Genomic DNA, 17,557 nt, shown 5'->3' with positions numbered 1-17,557 from the left:
GGCGGCGAACCGCCCGGGCCCGAGGTGACCTGGGTCAGTTACAGGTCGTGAGGCTCAGGCTGCTGTCGCCGCAGAGGAGCAGGCTGGCCCGGCTGCCGCCACCGCCGCCGTGCATCGCCTCGGTGGTCTCTTCCTTCGGGGTCTCCATCGACTGCAGGTCAAGAAGCGTCATGTCAGGTTCCTCTTCTTCTCTGAGGTGGTGCGATGGGTCACGGCCCCGGGTGGGACCGGCTTGGGGGCCGCCGCGCGCTCGCGCAGCGGCGGGAGGAACGGCAGGTGCGCGCGCCCGCCGGGCGCGGCGCTGCCGAGGGCGAGGAGAGTGCCGGCCGTGCCCGTGGCGAGGTCCATGGACAGCCGCATCATCTGCTCGCCGGGGAAGGCCAGATGCCCCTGGTACGGCACGGCGTGCCGGGCCAGTGCGTCGATCTGGCGGGCGATGGCTCCGGCCCCGGTGCCCGGGCCCGGTGTGGTGGTCCGGGCCAGGTGGAGGATCATCCCGGCGGCGCCGCGCAGCAGCCCGGGCTGGGCGTAGAAGGTCGCCTGCGCCGCCCGTACGATCTCGCGCCGGGCCTGTTCGAACCGCTCGTCCGGGCCGTGCTCCAGCCAGTCGTCGAGCACCATGCCGATGCCGACACTGCCCTCGCCGAGGTACGGCATCGTCCGCCAGCCCTCGTTCACCTGGAGGGTGCCGAACGCGCTGGTGACGCAGCGGTCGAGGTCGCGGTGGAGCGCTTCGGCGGCCTGGATCAGCAGTTCCTTGTCGCCGGTGCGCTCGTAGAGCCGTACGAGGAGCAGGGCTGCGCCGGAGTGGCCGTACAGCAGTCCCGCTCGTCGGGGCCGCCGCTCGGGCCGGACGATCAGTTCGGCGCAGCGCAGGGCCGCGGTGTGCAGTTCGCTCTCGCCGCTCGCGGTGCCGAGCGCGTCCAGGGCGAGGCCGATGCCGGCCAGTCCGCTGTGCAGGTCGGGGCCCGCACTCTCCCACGGCTGGTGCAGCAGCAGGTCGACGAGGGCGAGGGCGCGGTCGTGGTGTCCGAGCCGGTGCAGCGTCCAGGCCGTGCCGGCCAGGCCGTCGTAGAAGCCGAGCGGTGTGCCGGAGACGGGTTCCTCGGTCCGGTCGAGCAGCCATTCCTCGGCCTCCGGCCAGGGTCCGGCGCCGGTCTCGGCGAGGGCGTGGAGCACGCCCGCGACCCCGTAGCCGAAGCCGACGCCTCCCCCGGCGGCCGCGAACTGGGCGATGTCGCCCGGGAGGAGCCGGTCCTCGCGCTCCGGGGTGGCGCTCGCGCGCAGCGCCGCGGTCATCGACGTACGGGCGGCCGGCCATGCGCCTGGCTCGACGGGCAGGTACGGCCCGGCCGGTGCGGGCGGGCGGCCGCCCGGTGCGTCCTGCGGGACGCCGGACAGGATCTCCTCGACGGCCTCGTCGAGGAACCGTCGCGGTACGGGGAACTGCTCGGCGGCGACGGCGGCCAGATGCACGGCCTTGGCCCGGTCCAGGACGAGCAGGCTGGTCAACGGGAGGAAAAGGGCGAGCCGCAGGCAGGCCAGGGCGTAGCGGTCGACGGAGAACCCGCGCCGCCCGGCCGGGGCGACGAAGGCGGGGTTGGCCACGGTCTGCCGCAGTCCCTCGTCGACGTGCGCTGCGGCTTCGAAGTCCAGGAGTGCGACGGTGGGTTCGCCGCTCTCGTCCTCCGCCACCATGATGTTGAAGAGGTGGAGGTCGTTGAAGACCACGCCGCGGGCGTGCACGGCGTCGACGGCCTCCGTGACCCGCCGGTGGATCGTGAGCGCCCACTCGGTGTACGAGGCGAGCTCCGCCGGGTCGGGATCCGCCTCGATCAGGGGGTGACGGCGGGCGAAGTAGGTGTTGAGCGGTTTGCCGGGGAGGTGTTGCAGCACGAGGAAGTGGTGGTCGCCGACCGTGAAGGTGCCACGGACCGCCGGGACGCAGTCCAGGCCCGCCAGCCGTTCCAGTGCGGCCTGTTCGCGGTGCAGCCGGGTCACGGCGTCGGCGCCGTCGGCGGCGAGGCCGGCGTACGGCCGGGCCTCCTTGAGGACCACGCTCTCGCCGGTGCGGCTGTCCTTGCCGACGTAGACGCCGCCGCCGTTGGAGAAGTGCAGTGCCCGCTCCACTGTGAAGGGGATGCCGGTCAAGGTGACCGCGGAACGCGCTTCGAGGTGCGGCTTCAGGAAGTCGGGCAGTTCGAGCCACTCGGGCGGCTGGAAGGCCGGCCCGCGCGGGTCCGGTACGAGCCGCCCGTCGGGGGCCTCGATCGCCGGGACCAGTTCGCCCTGCTCCGTGTAGCAGTGCCGCAGGGTGAAGCTGCCGTAGCGCAGGTGGACGGGTCCGGCGCCCCAGCGCAGATCGCTGAGGATGTACGGGCCTGCCGCCCCCGCCAGCGCGGCGTCGAGGTCCTCCGCGATCCGGCGGCACTGCTGCTCGTCGGACGGGTACACGGTGATGAACTTCCCGCTCGCCGCGCGGTCGGCGTACTTGGCGTTGCGCAGGTGCAGCAGGTACCGGCTCGGTATGAACTTGAAGGCGATGCGCCGGGCGGTGCAGTACTCGTACACCGTCGTCAGCAGCGACTCGGCGTTGTCGAGCGTGGCCGATACGTGGATCTTCCAGCCCTGCGAGGGCAGTTCGGCGTCGGCGGGACGCAGCGCGAGCCAGTCGCCGCTGCGGTGCGAGCGCCACCCCGCCGGGACGGGGGCGTCGGCCGCCGGGTAGTTCTGACCGCCCCGCCGGTACGGCGCGTCGTAGAACCAGCGGTCCGTGTCGCAGAAGGCTGCGTACCCCTTGTTCACACCTGCTCCCTCGGTCGGCGGCAGACCGAAGGTGTCACGCCCGGCGGATGCGGCGACAGTCACCGCTGTCACCGATGGGGTGTGCAGTACTCACGAGTCACGAGGAACGGGACACACGTCCTGGGTCACGGGTCACGGGTCACGGGTCACGGGTCACGGATCACGAGGCTTCCGGACTCTTGGGACGCCCGGGCCGACGGGGGCGGGTCCAGCGGTGCCACCAGTGCGTGCGGCGCGGGTGCACGGCCCGCCCCAGCCGCCGGCCGATCAGCAGGTACCCGAGGAGCGCTCCGGCCGTGTTGAGGATGACGTCGTCGATGTCGAAGACGCGTCCCGTGACGAGGGCGCCCTGAGTGAGCTCGACCAGTGTCATCAGGCAGACCGTCACGGCGGCGACCCGCAGCAGGCCCCGGGCCGGGGGCAGCAGGACGGGCAGGAGCACACCGAACGGCAGGCCCAGCAGCAGGTTCCCGCCCAGCTGGCGCACCGCCTCGATCGTCGAGGTCCCGTCCAGGTAGGCGCTGATCGAACGGCCGGGGCGGACGTTGCTGTGCACGAGGGCCGCCGAGGCGGCGGAGGGTTCCAGCGTCAGCCGGGCCAGGACCACGCTGAACAGGACGGTGCCGGCGAAGGCGGCCACCATGGCCAGCGCCCGGACTGCCGGGTGTGCCGGACCGCGCCTCCTCCCGGTCGCCGGGACGGCCGCTTCCTCCGACTGCTCACCGCGTCGCGCGTCACTCCGTGTCATACGAGCGCGTCTGCCCGGTGAACGGCCCGGTACGCGTGGACTGTTGACGGCCCGCCGGGGCCGGCCGGGGTTCCGTGGTCAGCCGGGCGGACTCGATCTCCGCCCAGACGACCTTGCCGGTGTCATGGGGGTAGGAGCCCCACCGGTCGGAGAGCCGCTGCACGATGTGCAGGCCGTGGCCGCCGGGGACGCCCGGCCGGGCCACGGCCCGCGGGCGTGGCAGCGCCCTCGCTCCGTCGAGCACGTCGATGCGCAGGGTCTCGCCGGCGGTCAGTACGAGCTCGTGGCAGCCGCTCGCGTGCAGGGCCGCGTTGGCGACCAGCTCGGACACGACGAGCACGGCGTCCTCGGCGCTCTCGCGGCGGTCCCACCCCCAGTCCCGCAGGGTCCGGCGGGTGAAGTCGCGGCCTTTGCCGACCGCGCCCCGGACGCTGCGGAGGGCGAGACGGCGGCACTGGCCCGGCACCGGCACCCCCGCACGCCGAGGATCGCCGGTGGCTGCTCCCGTCGTGTTCACTGTCGCCTCACCCCGACCGTTGACGTGCTCAGTTGCTGTGTTGGACGGAGCCCGGCGGCTCCGTCCGCGGACTGCCCCCGCCGGCCGCTTCCCGCGGCCGGCGCGGGGCCGGCGGGCTACCAGTAGTGGCGCCGGCCGCCGACCGCGTGCCCGACCGAACCCAGGATCCACAGCACCGCCCCCACCACGAGCAGGATGATCCCGATGGTCCACAGGATGGAAATTCCGGTCAGGAATCCCACGATCAGGAGAATAAGTCCGACGAGAATCATGATGCCCCTCGTTCTCACGTTGGGAATTCGGCGGAACGATCGGACCGCCGTGGCCTCTCGGATCGCGCCTACCCTCGAACCTCGTGTACGAACTGGACGGCGGGCATGAAAATGGGCCCGAACTCGTCGAGTTCGGGCCCATTCCGGCGCCGGGTCAGACGGGGCGGCGACCGAGGGGGCCACCGGCGGAGTAGTAGTACGTACCGAGTGCCTCGCGGTAGTCGACGTCACCGAGGTGCTTGTCCCGGTGGAATTCCGGAGCGTTCTTGATCTGCTCCTTGGTGCCGTTGACGTAGACCTTCTTCTCGGCCTCATCGATCCGGATCACGGTGCTCGCCGGGAGCAGGACCTCCTTGCCGAAGATCCACACACCGGTGTCGACGACGAGGTAGGCGTCGCCGACCTCGTACGAGTGCTTGTCGACCTTGCCGATGTCGCCGTCGATCGCCTCGACCTTGTACCCGGTCAGATCGGTACCGGCCAGGTGACCCGCGGTCGACCGGTAATTCCACACATGCTCGGTCACGCGAAAACAACTCCTCCGGCGGGCAGGGGACGGCGAGGATTTCCCTGCCGCTCCTCCCTCTTCGATGTCGTACGCAGCGGCAGTGTTGCCCCGCGCGGACTCGATTGCCCCGCTTTCGGCGCTTCATTCATCGGGCCGGGAGGCGAGGTCAGGACCTGCCCGTGCCCTTCTTCATCTTCTCCGAGGCCTTCGCCGTCATTTCCTCGGCCTTGCCGCTCATCCGATCGGCACTGCCCTCCGCCTGCATGCCCTTGTCGTCCACGGCACTGCCGGCGCTCTCCTTGATCTTGCCCTTGACCTGCTTGGCCTTGCCCTTTGCCTTGCTCATGACGGGGTTTTCCTTCCTTGGAGGGGGTGCTGCCCACCTTGCTTCGGCGGCAGCCACTCCGCAATTCGGGCCGGAATTCCTTGGTTCCTGCCGAGCCCGGCACTCCCGGCGCCTTCCCCGTCGAACGGTCCTCAAGCACGGGCGGCGGCGACCGCGTCGTCGCTCCCGCGCCGGGGCCGCCGCGAGGGGCCGCCCCACCTGGGCGCACGCGGTGTACGGCCGTGGGATGCTCAAGGAATGAAGGGCGATGCCGCGCCTGAGGGCGAGGGCGCCGGACCCGAGGTGCTGGCGCTCGCCAAGGTGGTGGCCAGGCTGCGATCGGAGGTCGCGAACCTGGAAGGCGTCGCCGCGACCACGGCTGTCGTGGAGCGGGCCAGGGGCGTCCTGATGGCCCAGGCGGGTGTATCCGCCGACACGGCCCACGCCATGCTGCTCGGCCGTGCCGCCGAGGGGGGCCGCACCCTGCTGGAGGAGTGCTGGATCGTCCTGGGGCGGATCCGCTCGCACCCACCGCCCGGAACCGCACCCTCCGACCCGCCCGCCGTCCCCGCCGCCCCCACCGCCGACGCGGGGGCGGAACCGGCCGCCTCGGCGTTCGGCTCCGGGCACCGTCTCGTCGGCGGCGCCGGTGAGGCCGCCCTGCGCCCGCCCCTGGCCCGGCTCGCCGACGGCCTGGCGGTGGCGCACGGCGGTGACGACGTCGCGGAGCTGCTGAGGACCGTGCTCGGCGCCGAAGCAGGCGTGGACGCGGTGATGATCTACACCCTGACCTCCGCCGGCAGCCTGGAGCTGACCGGTCGCGCCGGCATCGACGACGTGCTGGCCGAGCGGTGGCGCCGTATCCCCCCGCTCGCCGGGGTGGCCGCCCACGAGGCGGTCGCCGGGCACCGGGCCCTGTGGCTGGAGAATCCCGCGCAGGACGCCCGCCACTACCTGCTGGTCGCGGACGCGACGGACCGCTGGCGCTCCCGCGCCTGGATCCCCGTACCCGCCGACGGCTCCCCGGACACGGCCATCGGCTTCCTGCGGACGCGGCCGGGCCCCTTCGCTGCCGACATCCGGGCGCTGCTGCGGCGGGCGGCCCAGCTGTGCGCCGGTCCGCTGCGCGTGCCGGAGCGGCCCCGCGACGCCGCTGCCGAGCCGGCGGACGTCGACGTGGCCTCCGCGCAGCGGGTGCTGGACGCGCTGGCCGGACCGGCCATCCTGCTCACCCCCCTGCGCTCGGAGGCGGGCGAGGTGGAGGACTACCGCATCGACGCGGCGGCGCCCGAGTCGGTGGACGTCGCCGGCCGTCGTGGCAAGGAGCTGGTCGGCCGCCGGGTCCTGGAGACGTACCCGACGGTGGTGGGCACCGCGCTGTGGGACGGGTACCTGGAGACGCTCACGACGGGAACGACGTACGAGGGCGAGCCCTTCACCTACGAGGAGGTGGTCGCCGGCGTCCCGCAGCAGTCCGTCTACTCGGTCCGGGCCTCCAGGCTGGGCGACCGGCTGGTCGTGTCGTGGATCCGCCACGACACGAGCGAACGCGAGGCACGGCGGCTGGCCGACATGCAGCGGCTGGGCAACCTGGGCTGGGCCGGATGGAACCTGACGACGGACACCATCACCTGGTCCGATCAGGTCTACGCCATATTCGACCGCGACCCCCGCCACGGGCCGATGGCGCTGGAGGAGCTGCCGCGGCGTGTCCTCCCCGACGACCTGCCCAAGCTGGGCACCGCCGTCCGGCGGCTGCTGAGCAGGGGGGAGTCCGTCGACCAGCCGTTCCGGATCACGACCGCCGACGGCGTGCGTCACCTGCGGATCGTCGCCGAGGCCCAGACGGACGCGGACGGCACACCGGTGGAGGTGCACGGCTTCTTCCAGGACCTCAGCGCGCAGCGCGGCGCCGAGCTCGCACTGCGCGAGAGCGAGCGGGCCGTCCTCGTCCAGCGCGGCATGCTCCAGGCCGAACGGGCGCTCGCCGCGAGTCTCCAGGACGCCCTGCTGCCGATCCCCGACCAGTCCCTGGAACTGGCCGGCCTGTGCATCGACGTCGCCTACGTTCCCGCCGACCGGGGGGTCAACGTCGGCGGTGACTGGTACAGCGCCATCGAACTCCCCGACGGCAGTGCCCTGTTCGTCGTCGGGGACGTGGCCGGCCACGGTCTGGCCGCCGTCGGCACCATGGCACAGCTGCGGTTCACCACGAAGGGCATGACCGTCACCGGCTCGCCCCTGCCCGATGTGCTGCGCCGGCTCAACACCCTCCTGCTCCATACCGCTTCGGACCCGTCCACCACCGCCACCGCCACCATGGTCATGGGCCGCTACCAGCCCTGGGACCGGCGCCTGACCTGGGTACGGGCGGGCCACCTGCCGCCCTTGCTGGTCCGCGGCGACCGGGCGGGCCTCCTCGACCAGCCGCCGGGCAACCTCCTCGGCGCCAGCTTCGACTCCTCGTACGGGCAGGCCGTGATCGAGCTGATGCCCGGTGACCGCCTGCTGTTCTACACCGACGGACTCGTGGAGGAACCCGGCGAGGACATCGGCGTCGGACTCGACCGGCTCGCCGCGTCCACCCTGCGGCTGCTCCGGGAGGGCCGCGGCGAAACCCTCGCCCGGACGCTCGCCGCGCTGTGCCCGGGCAACCGCGACGACATCTGCGTGCTGGACATCCACGTCCCGGACGACCCGTGATCCGGCACACCGGGCGCGGCCGCGCCACGACACCGACCGCCGCTGCCCGCCCCCCGGTCTCAGGCTTGGACGGCAGCCGACGGGGTAGGCGCGACGTACCCCGAAAATTCCGGATGGGAGGAGCCATGGCAGCCTCAGCGGTTCATCCGACCGGGCGCGGAGAGGGAGTGTGTGGCTGATGGCCACGGCGAACGGAGAACGTTTCACCGTCGAGGCGCGGTCCCTCCAAGGGGCCACGGTCCTGGCCATGGCGGGGGAACTCGACCACGACACCGCCGAGCCCCTGCGGCAGGCCCTGGACACCACGTGGCCGGACGGCAGGCGACTGCTCGTCGACCTGACCCGTCTGGACTTCTGCGACTCGACGGGCTTGAACGTGCTGTTGCGCGGCCGGCTCGCGATCCAGGAGTCCGGGGGCACCCTCGAGCTGGTCGGCCTGCACCCACCGGTCGCCCGCATGTTCCACATCACGGGCGCGGACCGGCTCTTCCGGGTCCACACGGATCTGGAAGCCGCGCTCGCGACGTCCCAGCGCCCGTAGGGGAGGAGCACCCATGGACGAGGGGCGGTCACCGGAGCTGACCCGGCTCCTCGTGCTGCACGGGGCCGCGAACGCGGTCACCCGGTGCCGCGAGTTCGCACGTCAGGCCCTCTCGGAGTGGCGCTGGCCGCCGGGCGGCGTGGAAGAGGGCACCCCCGGCGCGGAGGCCACCGACGACGCCCTGCTCCTGGTCTCCGAAGTCGTGGCCAACGCATGCCTGCACGCGGGCGGGCCCACGTCCCTGGTCCTGCGCTGTACGAGCGAGCGGCTGCGGATCGAGGTGACGGACGGGAGCCCCGCCGCACCACGGGCCACGCGCCGGTCCGACCCTTCCCGGCCCGGAGGCCACGGGCTCCTCATCCTGGAACGGCTGGGCCGGAACTGGGGCTGGCATCCGCTGGACGGCGACGGCGACGGCAAGTGCGTGTGGGTGGAGATCGGCTCCCCGACGGGCGGGGTCACAGACCGAGGTCGAGGAGGGCCTTCTCTACGAGCTCGGTGGGCGCCGGGTGGATCCAGTACGGGGACCTGACGAGGGTGGACGCGTCGATGCCCAGGGTCATCGCCAGGACGAGGGGCTGGATGAGGGCGGGGGCCTGCGGGCCCATGAGGTGGGCGCCGAGCAGGCGGCCGGTCCCGCGTTCGGCGAGCACCTTGCAGAAGCCGGTGATGTCCTCCATCGCCCAGCCGTAGGCGACGTCCGCGTACCGGGCCTCGCCCACCAGGGGGTCCAGCCCCCGGTCGCGGCAGTCCTGCTCGGTGGCGCCGACCGAGGCGATCTGCGGCCGGGTGAAGACCGCCGCGGGGATCAGCTCGTGGTCGGCCGCGATCAGATCGTGGGGGTGGCGGAGGTTGTGGCCGACGACCTGCGCCTCGCGGTTGGCGACGTGCTTGAGCGGTACCGGAGTGCACACGTCGCCCAGCGCGAAGACGCCTTCCGCGGTGGTGCGCTGGTACGCGTCGACGACGATGCGGCCGTCGTCGTGGGTGGCGACACCGGCGGCGTCGAGGTTCAGCCGGTCGCCGTTGGGGACGCGGCCCACCGCGACCAGCAGCATGTCCGCCTCGACCGCCGAACCGTCGTCGAGGGTCAGCCGCAGGGCGCCCGGACGGCCGCCGACGGCGGTGAGCTCCCGGCCGAGCCTGAGGTCGTAGCGCGAACGGGCCAGTTCGGTGAACCGTGCCGCGACCGTCTCGTCCTGGGGGCCGAGGAGGCGTTCCTCCTTCTCGACGATGACCACGGAGCTGCCCGCCGCGGCGAACACCTCCGCCAGCTCCGCCGCGATGTAGCCCCCGCCGAGGACGGCCAGCCGGCGGGGCGGCGCGTCGATCCGCATGATCGTGTCGGAGGTCTCGTACGGAAGCGCGGAGCCGGCGACGGGCGGGGGCACGAGCGGGCGGCCGCCGGCCGCGATGACGATCTGCCGGGCACCGATATCGACGGGTCCGTCCGCGAGCTCGATGCGCAGCTCCCGGGGGCCGGTGAAGCGCGCCGTGCCCTCGTACACCGTGACGGAGTCCGCCTCACGGCGGCCCCGGCGGCCCTCCTCACGCTCGGCGTCCAGGCGCCCGAAGACCCGGTCGCGCATCTCCCGCCAGTGCACGCCGGACAGCTCCGCGTCCACGTCGTACGTGCCGGCTTCGCCGACGGTCCGGGCCACTTGGGCGGTGTGGGCGTACATCTTGCTCGGGATGCAGCCCGCGTTCAGACAGGTGCCGCCGAACCACCTCTCCTCGACGATGGCCACGTCCAGACCGGCGAACGATGCGTCGATGACGGCGTTGCCGGAGCCCGCACCGATGACGACAAGATCGTGCTGACGCATCACGCCAGGCTACGAGGCCGGTACCGGACCGGCGCGTGGGACGCGCCACCCGCCCGGCGCGTGTCGCCCGTCCGCCTGCCTGAGGGCAGGCGGGCCGGTTCACCAGGTCCAGCGGAAGCCCGCCGCGGCATTCTCCGGGGACGGCAGAAAACGGTGTACGGCGGAGGCGTCCTCGAAGCCGACCTGTTCCTCGAACAGCACCCGGCCACCGCTGTGGTCGTCCCCTACGGCCCACCAGAGCTTGCTCGGCGGCCGGCCGGGACACGTACCGGACCTACGCCGCCAGCTGCACCTGACGCGACGGCCGTGACACACGTCGTCTCCGCATGCCCGTCCAAGGTCGTCGCAGGTGTGGTCCCGCAGCACCTCACCTGCGACGGCCTGCAGGGCTTCGGGGGCCAACTGGGCCAACACGTGCAAAGCTCCTGTCCCGCCTGTCCGCGGCCCTGCGAAGGACGCGCGGCGCTGCGCCTCGGGCTTCCGCCGATCAGCGCCGGCGATCACCGCGCACCGAAGCAGCAGGGGTGTACCGAGGCTGCCCGTTGCAAGATCGGGTAGGCGGTCCCCAAGGGTTTCGTACGGGAAGGGTGATCGGGCTTGCTGGGTTTGACGGGGATCGACGTGGTGTACGCCTGCGCGGGGCTGGGGGCTTTGTGCGCGGCGGTGCTTCCGACCGCCCTGGCGAAGCGGCCCCTGTCCTTGCCCATGGTGTTCCTGGCGGCGGGTTTCCTGGTGTTCCTGCTGCCGCTCGACGCGCTCCCGGCACTCGATCCCGTCCGGCACCGGAGCTTGGTGGAGCACCTCACGGAGGTCTGTGTCGTGGTCGCGTTGATGGGCGCGGGACTGGCCATCAACAGGCCGCCGGGCCGGCGTGCCTGGTCGACGACGTGGCGGCTGCTGGGCTTGGCCATGCCCCTGACGATCCTGCTCACCGCGGCCGTGGCCGGGTGGCTGGTGGGCTGGCCGCCGGCCGTCGCGCTCATGGTGGCGGCTGCCCTCGCTCCTACGGACCCGGTACTGGCCGCAGAGGTACGCGTGGGCGAGCCGACCGACGATGAAGACGACGAGGACGAAGTCCGCTTCGCGCTGACCAGCGAGGCGGGGCTCAACGACGGTCTGGCCTTCCCGTTCGTCCTGGCGGCCATCGCGCTGACCACGGCCTCGGCTACGGGCTGGTCCACGGACGGGCTCTGGCACTGGGTGTGGAGCGACATCCTGGTGCGCAGCGTGGTGGGACTGGCGGTGGGGTTCGGCGTCGGGCGCCTCCTCGGCTGGATGTTCTTCCAGGCCTCCTGGAAGGCGCTGCGGCTCTCCGAACACCGCGAGGGCTTCGTCGCGCTCGCCGCGACCTTCACTGCCTACGGCCTGACCGAACTCCTCCACGGCTACGGTTTCCTCGCCGTGTTCGTCGCGGCCTGCACCATCCGGAACGCCGAACGCGCCCATCGGTACCACCGCGTCATGCACGCCTTCACCGATCAGGTCGAAAGGCTTCTCACCGCCGTCATCCTGTTCCTCGTCGGCGGTTTCATCGCCGACGGTGGTCTCGCTGCACTGACCTGGCGCGGAGCCGTCCTGGGACTGGTGCTGTTCCTGCTGATCCGCCCGGCCGTCGGCTGGGCCGTCCAGATGCGGGGCACTGCCAGGGGGAAAGAGCGAATGGCCATCGCGGTGTTCGGCATCCGGGGCATCGGCTCGTTCTTCTATCTTGCCTACGCATTGGGCGAAGCCGACTTCGCCGCGCCCGCGCGGGAGCTGTGGGCCGTGGTGACTTTCACCGTGTTGCTCTCGGTGCTCCTGCACGGCGTCGCGGCGACGCCCGTCACGGCCCGGCTCGACCGCTCGGCCCCGGATGGATGAAGAGAGCCGAGCAGTCGTTGATCGGGCGGGGATTCCGGGCCCTCGGGTGGCGCGGTGTCGGAGCCGGGCCGTCCTTGGTGGCACGGCCGGCAGCTTGTTGATGTGACCGATGAGGGCGTCCGTGCCCCTGCTGAGCGGCCTCGGGTCGGGAAGGGGCCGCACGTCCAAGGGCTCCGGCCCACCCGGCCGCAGCTGTCAGCTCTGGGCGCGGCCTGGGTCCGAGCGCGGGTAGAGCGGGGCGATGCTCGCCCAGTACCGGTCGAGGTGCGCGTCGGCTGTCTTCAGCGTTTGATCGCCTGTCAGGTCGAGGAAGGCGGCGTGCAGGCTGACCACACGCTCGTGACCCGCGCCGGCCCCGGCCGGGGCGGGTGCTGTCCGACGCCATGGGGCGCGGGCGGCGCTGGCGCCGTGTCCGCTGTTGCGCCGTGCACGGGTGAACCACCACCGCCCCGTGAGGGCGCCGGCGGTGACGGCTGCGGCGGCCAGGACGTGCAGACCGTGTTGCACGGCCATGGCTTCCTCCACGAAAGGAGCGTTGTCGGTAAGGGGTTTGCCGGGGGGCGGTGCCGGCCGGCTCGGGGAAGGTGGCCGGCACCGCGGCTGGTCAGCCCGGCCAGGTGCCCGTCAGGCGCCGTACGGCTACAGCCCCTGACCGGTCGACCGAGGCCTTGACCACGGCGAAGATCGCACCCTGGATGGCCGCGGCGAGCAGGATCTGCTTCCAGGTCCGGTCCTCGTCGGTGGCGTCGGGAGCATCGCCCTCGCCCTCAAGGGTCTTCCACGCCTGCTTGAAGGCGGCGCCTGCGATCACACCGCTGAGGGCGCCCAGGGCCAGCCCGACGGGCTTGTAGGCGATCTTGGATGCCTTCATCGGCGACGTCCCCGGCTGCGGCGGACCAGCAGGAGGACGACTACGGCGGCTCCGACCACCAGGAGCGGGGTGCGGTTGGCGCGTGCAGCCGTTGCTGCCTGACCGGCCTTCTCCAGGAGCGGGTCGGGCGTCCTGTCCGCCGCGTACTGGCCCGCCTTGGCCGCACTCTCGCGTACCTGCGCTGCGGCCTGCGCGGTCTTCTCCAGGAGCGGGTCGGGGGTCTTGTCCTTCAGCAGCCGGGCAGCCTCCCCCGCCTTCTCCCGGATCTGGTCGGAGACCAGGGCTGCCTTCTCGGCGGCCTGGTCCTTGACGGCGGCCGTCTTCTCCTTGGCCTGGGCCTTGATGTCGGCCTTCGCGGCGAGGGCCTCGACGGTCTGGCCGAGCTCATCGCGGGTGCGCTCGACCTGATCGCGCAGTTCGGCGGAGCCGGGGCTGGCAGGGGTGGGGGCGGGGGTGCCGATGTTGGTCCGGGCGTCGTCGTTCATCGGTGTGCCTTCTCCTTGATCTCGGCCAGGTCGGCCTTGACGCTGTCGATGGTCTGCTCGGGAGCCGGGGTACCGGCGTGGGCGATCTGCTTCTTTCCGGCCAGCGCAGTCCCGCCCGCCACCATCCCCAGGACCGCGGTGATGATCAGGGCGGACACCCACACCGGCAGAACCAGCGCGAGAGCGGCGATACAGGTCGCCGTCAGAGCCTGGAGTGAGAGGAGGCCGATGATTCCCGTGGCGCCGAAGAGGCCGCCGCCCTTCCCGTAGCGCTTGCCCTTCTGGGCCATCTCCGCCCGGGCCAGCTGCATCTCCTCGCGCACCAGCTCGGAAATCTGCTGCGAAGCGCGGGAAACCAGGACGCCCACCGAGTCGTCGGCGGCGTGGGGCTGCCGCTCTACCGTGCTCATGATGGGGACACCTTGCCTTTCTTCGATCTGCTGGAACGGGCGACACGTCGGTCAGGTGCTCTGCTCGGCGCTGCCCGTGGTGTCCTGGACGGGGCGTCGGCGTTGCGCTTGACCGGGTCGATGCCGTTCGCCGTTCAGGCACGAGCGGGGTCGCGTCGTGCTGACTGGTGGCGATCACAGGGCCGTTCGTACCTCAGAGCGAGCCGCTCTGGCGGGGCCTCCTCGTTGAGTTGTTCATGACGTCGTCACTGCGCGCCTACCCTGCAACCGCCCCGTCACCCGCGCGGCAACCAGCGTTGTACGAAGGCCGTGCCGTGTTGGACCGTGCCCCCGGTCGGCGGCCGCAAGCGAGGCCCGAGCGGCCATGCCGTGCGGGTCTCGCGGCGAGCGCTGTTCGCGCAGGGGTCAGTGCTCCATGCGGCGGCGGTCGCCGTCGCTCCGGGCACGGGTGTCGCGGGGCTCGACGTAGGGTTCCTCGTCCTCGGGCAGTCCGCCGGCGATCGCGCGCTGCCGGGCCGCGGCCCTTCGCGTTCGGCGCGGCCCAGTAGAGGATCGCGATCATGATCGTGACGAGGAGGACCAGCACCGGCCACTTCGCGATCGGCCACACGGTCGGGGCGGTGCCCCCGAGCCGCAGGGCGGTGCCCGTCTGCCGGGCGAGAGAGCCGGAGAAGACGACGATGAGCGCGCTGGCGCAGCCCAGGACGGCGTCGGTGATCACGTCCCGCGCCGAGCCGGGGCCAGTTTCTGCAGGTTGTCCAGGACCTGCGTGGTGGCGGACTCCCCCGCAATGCCCAGAGGGACACCGACGAGCTCGCCGACCCGGCCGCAGTCCTGACCGTCCTTGAACTCCTTCACGGTGCCGCGCAGCACGGCCTTCCCCTCGTGTCCGCGAGGGCACGCGAGATCCCGGGCCTTGCCGACAGGGGGGCCTGGCTACAGCCAGCCGTTGCGGCGGAAGGCACGGTAGAGGGCGCCCGCCGCGAGCACCATGAGACCGACGGCGAGCGGGTAGCCGTAGGTCCAGCCGAGTTCCGGCATGTGCTCGAAGTTCATGCCGTAGACGCCGGCGACCATCGTGGGGATCGCGAAGATCGCCGCCCACGCGGAGATGCGTCGCATGTCGTCGTTCTGCCAGGTGCCCACGCGGGCCTGCTGCGCGCCGAGGACGGAGTCCAGCAGTTCGTCCAGGGTCCGCACCTCGATGTCCGTGCGGTGCAGATGATCGGCGACGTCACGGACGTACGGGGCGATCTTCGGCTGGCGGTCCGCCTCACCCGGGCCGCCCAGGAGGCCTTGGACCACCGGAACGAGCGGCTGCACGGCATCACGGAACTCGCGTACTTCCCGCTTGAGGGAGTAGATGCTCTCGGTGTGGTCGACGCGGGAAGTCGAGAACACCTCGTCTTCGAGCCGGTTGAGCGTGGCGCGCACCCTTCGGGCGGCATCGCTGTACGCGTCGACGGCGACGTCCAGCACGGCGTGCAGCACGGCCCAGGGGCCATGGCACAGCATGTCCGGATCGACGTCCAGCCGACGGGCAGCCTCGGTGCAGGGATCGATCGTGCCGTGACTCACGGTGAGAACGCTGCGAGGTCCTACGAAGATCATGATGTCGCCGGTCTCCACCGCCGTTTCTTCTTCCACGTACCGGAGGGTCTTCAGCGCTACGGCCAGAACGTCGCTGAAGCGCTCGCGCTTCGGACGCTGCCGTCCATGGAGCGCGTCCTCGACGGCCAGCGGGTGCAGGCCCAGTTCCTCGGCCAGCTGGACCAGTTCGCCTTCCGAGGGGGCTGCCAGTCGGACCCAGGCGAACTCGCCCTCGCCCAAGCCCCGCAGCCGCTTGAGGGCGGACTGACAGGCGTCGTCCGGCAGCTCGCACTCCACGTGTTCCGACCGGCCCGAGCCCTGGTCGTATATGACACATTCCATCTCCCGCGCATGCTTCACCAGCCCGGTTTCATGCGCCCGCAGCCGGCTCTCGTCCTGCGTCCGCCGTGTGGCGGGAGACACCGGAGCAGGCTCGTGTGCCCGCGCAGACGCGGGTAAGGAGCAACCCCATGAAGGCGTCGAGTGAACTGGTGTCCGAGTCCGGAGTGCGGGAGCTGATCGGATGGCTGGTGCACGTCATCGAGGCGGGCGGCGCACTGATCATCTTCGCGGGCGCCGTCTGGGCCTTCGCCCGGTTCGCCACGACCGGCCTGCGCAGGCGCTCCCTCATCGGCGAGTTCAACAAGATCCGCCTCAGCCTGGGCCGCTTCCTCGTCCTGGGACTGGAATTCCAGCTGGCGGGCGACGTCCTGCGCACGGCCGTCGCCCCCAGCTTCACCGAGATCGGCCAGCTGGCGGCCATCGCCGCCATCCGCACCATCCTGAACTTCTTCCTCACCCGCGAGATCGCACAGGAGCGCGCCGAGATCGAAGCGGACCAGAAGGAGCCCGTGCAGCGGACCGTGGCCTCCTGACCATTCGGCTCCGCGCCACCGGTGTTTGATGCCGGTCGGCGGGGAACACGGGCTTGCGAGGTGATCGACTGTGCCCAGACGGGGCGAGCCTTCTGGCCGAACTCCGCTCGGGCCGCCAAGCCCTCACCCCGAAATCCTGACCGAAGACACGGGTTGGTCTGCTGCACGGCCTGGCCCCGGGGGCCAGCGGGCCGGACCCGCGCAGCGACAGCCGACCCGGCAAGTGCGTAGAACCGCAAAGCCTGGGCAGAAGGGGCGAACAGCCGTCAGTCAACTGGGAGGGAACGGTCGTCATGTCTCGCTCGGCCACCATGATGGGCCCCGTTCGGGCAGAGGAAGCGCACGTCACAGGTACCCCGGGAACGCCGACGGAGGAGCTGGAACAGGCCCGAGTGGACAACGCCCGTGAGATGGCGCCCAGGGACGCACGCGAGCTGTCGCGTGTCTTCTTCCGGAGACTGCGCACGCTGGAGGAGGGCACGCGCGAGTACCAGTACACGCGCAACACCCTGATCGAGATGAACCTCTCCCTCGTGCAGTTCGCCGCACGGCGCTTCCGCGCCCGCGTGCTCGGCGGGGGTCTGGACATGGACGACATCATCCAGGTGGGAACCATCGGCCTCATCAAGGCCATCGACCGCTACGAGCCCGAACGCGAGGTCGAGTTCTCCACCCTCGCCCTCCCGTACATCATCGGCGAGATAAAGCGCCACTTCCGCGACACCACCTGGGCCGTGCACGTCCCCCGCCGTCTCCAGGAACTGCGGAGCGAGCTCGCCAAAGCCCAGGAGGCCCTGACCGACGTCCTGGGCCGGGCCCCGACCGTCAAGGAGGTCGCCGGGCACCTCGAACTGACCGAGGAACAGGTCATAGACGGGCTCATCGCAGCGAACGGCTACACGAGCGGCTCCCTCGACACCACCGCCGGGGAGAGCGACGTACAGTCCTCGCCCAGCCGGACCACCCGACCGCTGGCGGAGCTCGTCGGCGATGTCGACCCCGCCATGGAGCTGTTCGAGGACTTCCACACCCTCGCGCCGCTGCTGCAACAGCTCGACGCCCGCGACCGGCTGATCTTGCAGATGCGCTTCGGCCAGGAGAAGACCCAGGCCGAGATCGGCGCCGAACTGGGCATCTCCCAGATGCAGGTCTCCCGCCTCCTGTCCCGAACTCTCGCCCGGCTTCGCGCCGGCATGCTCGCCGGGTAGGGGCGACCGATGA

19 protein-coding genes and 1 pseudogene are annotated in these 17,557 nt (G+C 71.7%); 6 read left to right on the top strand and 14 right to left on the bottom strand.

Annotation, left to right across the window (positions count from 1 at the left end; all coding sequences use genetic code 11):
- Nucleotides 1-34: 34 nt before the first annotated feature.
- The 7 genes from RIU97_RS36265 to RIU97_RS36235 form a co-directional block, all read right to left on the bottom strand.
- Complete coding sequence (locus RIU97_RS36265) at nt 35-172, bottom strand: SapB/AmfS family lanthipeptide (protein ID WP_401249506.1); 138 nt, start codon at nt 170-172, stop codon at nt 35-37.
- The gene (gene lanKC / locus RIU97_RS36260) at nt 169-2,805 is read right to left on the bottom strand and encodes a class III lanthionine synthetase LanKC (RefSeq protein WP_404963063.1); all 2,637 of its coding nucleotides are present in this window, start codon (nt 2,803-2,805) and stop codon (nt 169-171) included. The genes RIU97_RS36265 and lanKC overlap by 4 nt, the downstream gene beginning before the upstream one ends.
- Nucleotides 2,806-2,965: 160 nt before the next feature.
- The gene (locus RIU97_RS36255; RefSeq protein WP_404961719.1) at nt 2,966-3,553 is read right to left on the bottom strand and encodes a VanZ family protein; all 588 of its coding nucleotides are present in this window, start codon (nt 3,551-3,553) and stop codon (nt 2,966-2,968) included.
- Nucleotides 3,540-4,070, bottom strand: coding sequence for an ATP-binding protein (locus RIU97_RS36250; RefSeq protein WP_404961718.1), 531 nt, complete (start codon nt 4,068-4,070; stop codon nt 3,540-3,542). The genes RIU97_RS36255 and RIU97_RS36250 overlap by 14 nt, the downstream gene beginning before the upstream one ends.
- Nucleotides 4,071-4,186: 116 nt before the next feature.
- Nucleotides 4,187-4,342 carry a DUF6131 family protein gene (locus RIU97_RS36245; protein WP_404961717.1) on the bottom strand — a complete coding sequence of 52 codons (156 nt, stop codon included), beginning with the start codon at nt 4,340-4,342 and terminating at the stop codon, nt 4,187-4,189.
- Nucleotides 4,343-4,496: 154 nt separating this feature from the next.
- The gene (locus RIU97_RS36240; RefSeq protein ID WP_404961716.1) at nt 4,497-4,868 is read right to left on the bottom strand and encodes a PRC-barrel domain-containing protein; all 372 of its coding nucleotides are present in this window, start codon (nt 4,866-4,868) and stop codon (nt 4,497-4,499) included.
- Nucleotides 4,869-5,016: 148 nt separating this feature from the next.
- Nucleotides 5,017-5,196 (bottom strand): CsbD family protein, encoded by a 180-nt coding sequence (locus RIU97_RS36235; RefSeq protein WP_404961715.1) that lies wholly within the window; start codon nt 5,194-5,196, stop codon nt 5,017-5,019.
- Nucleotides 5,197-5,433: 237 nt separating this feature from the next.
- On the opposite strand from RIU97_RS36235, the gene RIU97_RS36230 reads away from it, so the two are divergent.
- From RIU97_RS36230 to RIU97_RS36220, 3 genes are all read left to right on the top strand, one after another.
- The gene (locus tag RIU97_RS36230; RefSeq protein ID WP_404961714.1) at nt 5,434-7,878 is read left to right on the top strand and encodes a SpoIIE family protein phosphatase; all 2,445 of its coding nucleotides are present in this window, start codon (nt 5,434-5,436) and stop codon (nt 7,876-7,878) included.
- A 178-nt stretch (nt 7,879-8,056) separates the two neighbouring features.
- Nucleotides 8,057-8,419 (top strand): STAS domain-containing protein, encoded by a 363-nt coding sequence (locus RIU97_RS36225; protein WP_404961713.1) that lies wholly within the window; start codon nt 8,057-8,059, stop codon nt 8,417-8,419.
- 13 nt (nt 8,420-8,432) lie between these two features.
- Nucleotides 8,433-8,951 (top strand): ATP-binding protein, encoded by a 519-nt coding sequence (locus RIU97_RS36220; RefSeq protein ID WP_404961712.1) that lies wholly within the window; start codon nt 8,433-8,435, stop codon nt 8,949-8,951.
- Here RIU97_RS36220 and RIU97_RS36215 read toward each other — a convergent pair.
- Nucleotides 8,878-10,245, bottom strand: coding sequence for a mycothione reductase (locus tag RIU97_RS36215; RefSeq protein ID WP_404961711.1), 1,368 nt, complete (start codon nt 10,243-10,245; stop codon nt 8,878-8,880). The genes RIU97_RS36220 and RIU97_RS36215 overlap by 74 nt on opposite strands.
- Nucleotides 10,246-10,851: 606 nt before the next feature.
- On the opposite strand from RIU97_RS36215, the gene RIU97_RS36210 reads away from it, so the two are divergent.
- Nucleotides 10,852-12,105: a cation:proton antiporter gene (locus tag RIU97_RS36210; protein ID WP_404963062.1), complete on the top strand. Its 1,254-nt coding sequence runs from the start codon at nt 10,852-10,854 to the stop codon at nt 12,103-12,105.
- Between the two features lie 195 nt (nt 12,106-12,300).
- Here RIU97_RS36210 and RIU97_RS36205 read toward each other — a convergent pair whose 3' ends face one another.
- From RIU97_RS36205 to RIU97_RS36180, 6 genes and pseudogenes are all read right to left on the bottom strand, one after another.
- The gene (locus RIU97_RS36205; RefSeq protein WP_404961710.1) at nt 12,301-12,618 is read right to left on the bottom strand and encodes a hypothetical protein; all 318 of its coding nucleotides are present in this window, start codon (nt 12,616-12,618) and stop codon (nt 12,301-12,303) included.
- A gap of 91 nt (nt 12,619-12,709) precedes the next feature.
- Nucleotides 12,710-12,976, bottom strand: a complete 267-nt coding sequence (locus RIU97_RS36200) for a DUF4235 domain-containing protein (protein ID WP_404961709.1) — start codon at nt 12,974-12,976, stop codon at nt 12,710-12,712.
- Complete coding sequence (locus RIU97_RS36195) at nt 12,973-13,461, bottom strand: DUF3618 domain-containing protein (protein ID WP_404961708.1); 489 nt, start codon at nt 13,459-13,461, stop codon at nt 12,973-12,975. Before RIU97_RS36195 ends, RIU97_RS36200 begins: the two co-directional genes overlap by 4 nt.
- Complete coding sequence (locus RIU97_RS36190; protein WP_404961707.1) at nt 13,458-13,871, bottom strand: phage holin family protein; 414 nt, start codon at nt 13,869-13,871, stop codon at nt 13,458-13,460. Before RIU97_RS36190 ends, RIU97_RS36195 begins: the two co-directional genes overlap by 4 nt.
- Before the next feature lie 405 nt (nt 13,872-14,276).
- Nucleotides 14,277-14,762: pseudogene (locus RIU97_RS36185) on the bottom strand (hypothetical protein); the annotation flags it as partial.
- Nucleotides 14,763-14,807: 45 nt separating this feature from the next.
- Nucleotides 14,808-15,803, bottom strand: a complete 996-nt coding sequence (locus tag RIU97_RS36180; RefSeq protein WP_404961706.1) for a magnesium and cobalt transport protein CorA — start codon at nt 15,801-15,803, stop codon at nt 14,808-14,810.
- Nucleotides 15,804-15,931: 128 nt separating this feature from the next.
- Here RIU97_RS36180 and RIU97_RS36175 point away from each other — a divergent pair, with 128 nt between their 5' ends.
- Nucleotides 15,932-16,336 (top strand): DUF1622 domain-containing protein, encoded by a 405-nt coding sequence (locus tag RIU97_RS36175; protein WP_404961705.1) that lies wholly within the window; start codon nt 15,932-15,934, stop codon nt 16,334-16,336.
- Between the two features lie 293 nt (nt 16,337-16,629).
- Complete coding sequence (locus RIU97_RS36170) at nt 16,630-17,544, top strand: SigB/SigF/SigG family RNA polymerase sigma factor (protein ID WP_404961704.1); 915 nt, start codon at nt 16,630-16,632, stop codon at nt 17,542-17,544.
- Nucleotides 17,545-17,557: the final 13 nt, after the last annotated feature.

The organism is Streptomyces sp. 147326, from assembly GCF_045000215.1.
In the GTDB taxonomy this organism is placed as follows: domain Bacteria; phylum Actinomycetota; class Actinomycetes; order Streptomycetales; family Streptomycetaceae; genus Streptomyces.
This window is presented reverse-complemented; position numbering and strand designations above follow the sequence as displayed.

Excerpts from the sequence above, each read along its gene's own strand:
- RIU97_RS36265 (WP_401249506.1), bottom strand. The coding sequence starts at position 172 with ATGACGCTTCTTGACCTGCAGTCGATGGAGACCCCGAAGGAAGAGACC.
- RIU97_RS36255 (WP_404961719.1), bottom strand. The coding sequence starts at position 3,553 with ATGACACGGAGTGACGCGCGACGCGGTGAGCAGTCGGAGGAAGCGGCC.
- RIU97_RS36245 (WP_404961717.1), bottom strand. The coding sequence starts at position 4,342 with ATGATTCTCGTCGGACTTATTCTCCTGATCGTGGGATTCCTGACCGGA.
- RIU97_RS36235 (WP_404961715.1), bottom strand. The coding sequence starts at position 5,196 with ATGAGCAAGGCAAAGGGCAAGGCCAAGCAGGTCAAGGGCAAGATCAAG.
- RIU97_RS36230 (WP_404961714.1), top strand. The coding sequence starts at position 5,434 with ATGAAGGGCGATGCCGCGCCTGAGGGCGAGGGCGCCGGACCCGAGGTG.
- RIU97_RS36225 (WP_404961713.1), top strand. The coding sequence starts at position 8,057 with ATGGCCACGGCGAACGGAGAACGTTTCACCGTCGAGGCGCGGTCCCTC.
- RIU97_RS36220 (WP_404961712.1), top strand. The coding sequence starts at position 8,433 with ATGGACGAGGGGCGGTCACCGGAGCTGACCCGGCTCCTCGTGCTGCAC.
- RIU97_RS36215 (WP_404961711.1), bottom strand. The coding sequence starts at position 10,245 with ATGCGTCAGCACGATCTTGTCGTCATCGGTGCGGGCTCCGGCAACGCC.
- RIU97_RS36205 (WP_404961710.1), bottom strand. The coding sequence starts at position 12,618 with ATGGCCGTGCAACACGGTCTGCACGTCCTGGCCGCCGCAGCCGTCACC.
- RIU97_RS36200 (WP_404961709.1), bottom strand. The coding sequence starts at position 12,976 with ATGAAGGCATCCAAGATCGCCTACAAGCCCGTCGGGCTGGCCCTGGGC.
- RIU97_RS36195 (WP_404961708.1), bottom strand. The coding sequence starts at position 13,461 with ATGAACGACGACGCCCGGACCAACATCGGCACCCCCGCCCCCACCCCT.
- RIU97_RS36190 (WP_404961707.1), bottom strand. The coding sequence starts at position 13,871 with ATGAGCACGGTAGAGCGGCAGCCCCACGCCGCCGACGACTCGGTGGGC.
- RIU97_RS36180 (WP_404961706.1), bottom strand. The coding sequence starts at position 15,803 with ATGGAATGTGTCATATACGACCAGGGCTCGGGCCGGTCGGAACACGTG.
- RIU97_RS36175 (WP_404961705.1), top strand. The coding sequence starts at position 15,932 with ATGAAGGCGTCGAGTGAACTGGTGTCCGAGTCCGGAGTGCGGGAGCTG.
- RIU97_RS36170 (WP_404961704.1), top strand. The coding sequence starts at position 16,630 with ATGTCTCGCTCGGCCACCATGATGGGCCCCGTTCGGGCAGAGGAAGCG.